This is a genomic window from Vibrio genomosp. F10 str. 9ZD137, from assembly GCF_049974785.1.
Classification (GTDB): domain Bacteria; phylum Pseudomonadota; class Gammaproteobacteria; order Enterobacterales; family Vibrionaceae; genus Vibrio.
The window spans coordinates 1-2,323 of sequence record NZ_JBNGCJ010000644.1 but is presented as its reverse complement, the minus strand read 5'-3'; the positions used below and the strand labels follow the sequence as shown (position 1 = coordinate 2,323).

Below are 2,323 nucleotides of genomic sequence, written 5' to 3'. Positions count from 1 at the left end.
CCAACCGCCGTCGACACCGCCCCATGGTGGGTAATGTACTGCGTAGTATTCTAGAGCGTATGCGATGTACTCGCCTGCTTTCGGGTGATCGTGGTAAAGCGCGATACACGTTGGGATGATAGCAGAAGAAATTGAACGTACACCGTGGCTGTTTAGAGGGTTGTTCAGTAGATCAACCGTCACGCGTAGGTGGTGCATGATTTCGTCTAGACGCTCGATTAGTGCGTCTTGAACTTGCTGACGCTCTTCATCTGTGAAGTAGCCGTGTAGCCAGTCGTAGCCCCACGCCATTGCAGCGATAACACGGAAAGCCGCCTCATCGTTGTAGCCACGAGACGTCACGCCTTCAGGATCGTACGTAGACAGTTTTAGAGTCCAAGCTTTTGCTTTCGCAATCAGCTGTTCGTCTTCTTTTACTACACCAGCAATTGCTAGGTTACGCGTAGCGTTCAGTGCCATTTGGCAATCAACGTACATTTGACGCCAGTAAGGACGCCATAGAGAAGCTTTACCTACGGTTTCTTCTGGATACGCTTGTGGCTCTTCATAAGGAGCGGTATCAATAAACTTAGCGGTAGACTTGGTGAAGAAGTCATCGAACATGCAGTGTGATTCATCAGCTTGCACTTTCGCTTTAAATTCAGCGAGATCTTTGGATTGAACAAGAAGACGAGGGCGTTCTTCGCTCAAAGTATCTAGAAACGATAAATCGAAATCACGTTTTTGTACTTCGATAGGAAGTAGGTCTACTAGGTTTCCGGCGGAAGTGTCATTTTCCAGCTTCATCTTACGAATTGCATCAAGAGGCTTGTTATCACTCATGCTTACTCTCTTATTCAATATTAAATTAATGGTCAACTGCATTACATCTTATTGTAATACAAATGAAGTTTGGGTGCGATAGAAAAGTCGTGTTTTTGAGCGGTTTTTAGACTTAAGGTACATGAATTTCTGTGGACTATGCCAAGTAAAGCCCGAACTGAAAATAAAAAAAGCCCATGATTCGGGGGAATACATGGGCTTATAAAGTGAGACTATGCGTGCTCTATTTTGCTGTTTCGAGTTGTCGAGCACCAGTCTTAGAAGCGTTGATAAGTAAGATACCAACCGTTAGAACAATTGAACCACACAATAGGAACAATAGACGACCTGTTGGTTCATTTGGAATTAGAGCCATTGCTAGAATACCAAAACCTGCTGTGCTGATCAGTTTGCCAAGCATTGAACGCTGTTTAGTATCTAAATCACGTTGCTCTTCGCCTTCTGATATGACAGGGGTATTCCAATTAATGAATAACTGCTCTACTTCTTTCTCGCGTTCAGGGCTTAGGCCTTTATAGAAACGAGTGGTTAGCATGAAGTAACCGCCAGTAAATAGAACGTGCGCAGCCAAGCTCAAGCCAACTTTCAAGTCATTCCATTCACGGCCTGTTAGTTCTTGCTCTAAACCGAATAGGCTTTCAATGTGTCCTGCTTGCATAGAAATACCAAATGCGTAAGACACGATGCCACCAACCACGAGAGTGGACCAACCAGCCCAATCAGGTGTTTTACGAATCCACATACCTAGCAGTACAGGAATGAGCATAGGGAAACCAATTAGAGCACCAACGTTCATTACAATGTCAAATAAGCTTAAGTGACGCAGCGAGTTAATGAATAAGCCGATACTAATAATTAGAAGACCCATAGCAATGGTGGTGACTTTACTTACAATAACCAATTCGCGTTGAGTTGCGTCTTTGCGCAGGATAGGGCTGTAGAAGTTCATAACGAAGATACCCGCGTTACGGTTCAAGCCTGAGTCCATTGAAGACATGGTTGCTGCAAACATAGCTGACATTAACAGACCAACCATACCCGCTGGCATTACGTTTTGGACGAATGCAAGGTAAGCCGCGTCGCCCGCTTTGTCACCCATTGAAGCATATTGTAGAGCAAAATCTGGCATGAATGCGCTTACATACCAAGGGGGTAGGAACCAGATTAGTGGGCCAACAACCATTAAGATACAAGCAAGGCCAGCGGCTTTACGAGCGTTCTCACTGTCTTTTGCACAAAGATAACGGTAAGCGTTGATGCTGTTGTTCATTACACCGAACTGCTTAACGAAGATAAACACAACCCAAAGAATAAAGATGCTGACGTAGTTTAGGTTATTACCTAACATGAAGTCGCCATCGAAGTTCGCAACGATGTTTGAAATGCCACCACCGTGGAAGTACGCCGCAACCGCACAGGTAATAGTGACTGCCATGATAACAAGCATTTGCATGAAATCAGAGGCTACAACTGCCCATGAGCCACCCGTTACCGCCATGGC

Annotated in this window: 2 protein-coding genes; both read right to left on the bottom strand. The window is 44.9% G+C overall.

The window, feature by feature from the left end:
- The coding region (locus tag ACP45E_RS15560) for a DUF4962 domain-containing protein (RefSeq protein WP_141707360.1) at window positions 1-822 on the bottom strand (822 nt) is incomplete at its 3' end.
- Between the two features lie 223 nt (window positions 823-1,045).
- Window positions 1,046-2,323, bottom strand: a 1,278-nt coding sequence (locus tag ACP45E_RS15555; protein WP_069585214.1) for a sodium:solute symporter family transporter, incomplete at its 5' end; no start/stop codon positions are given.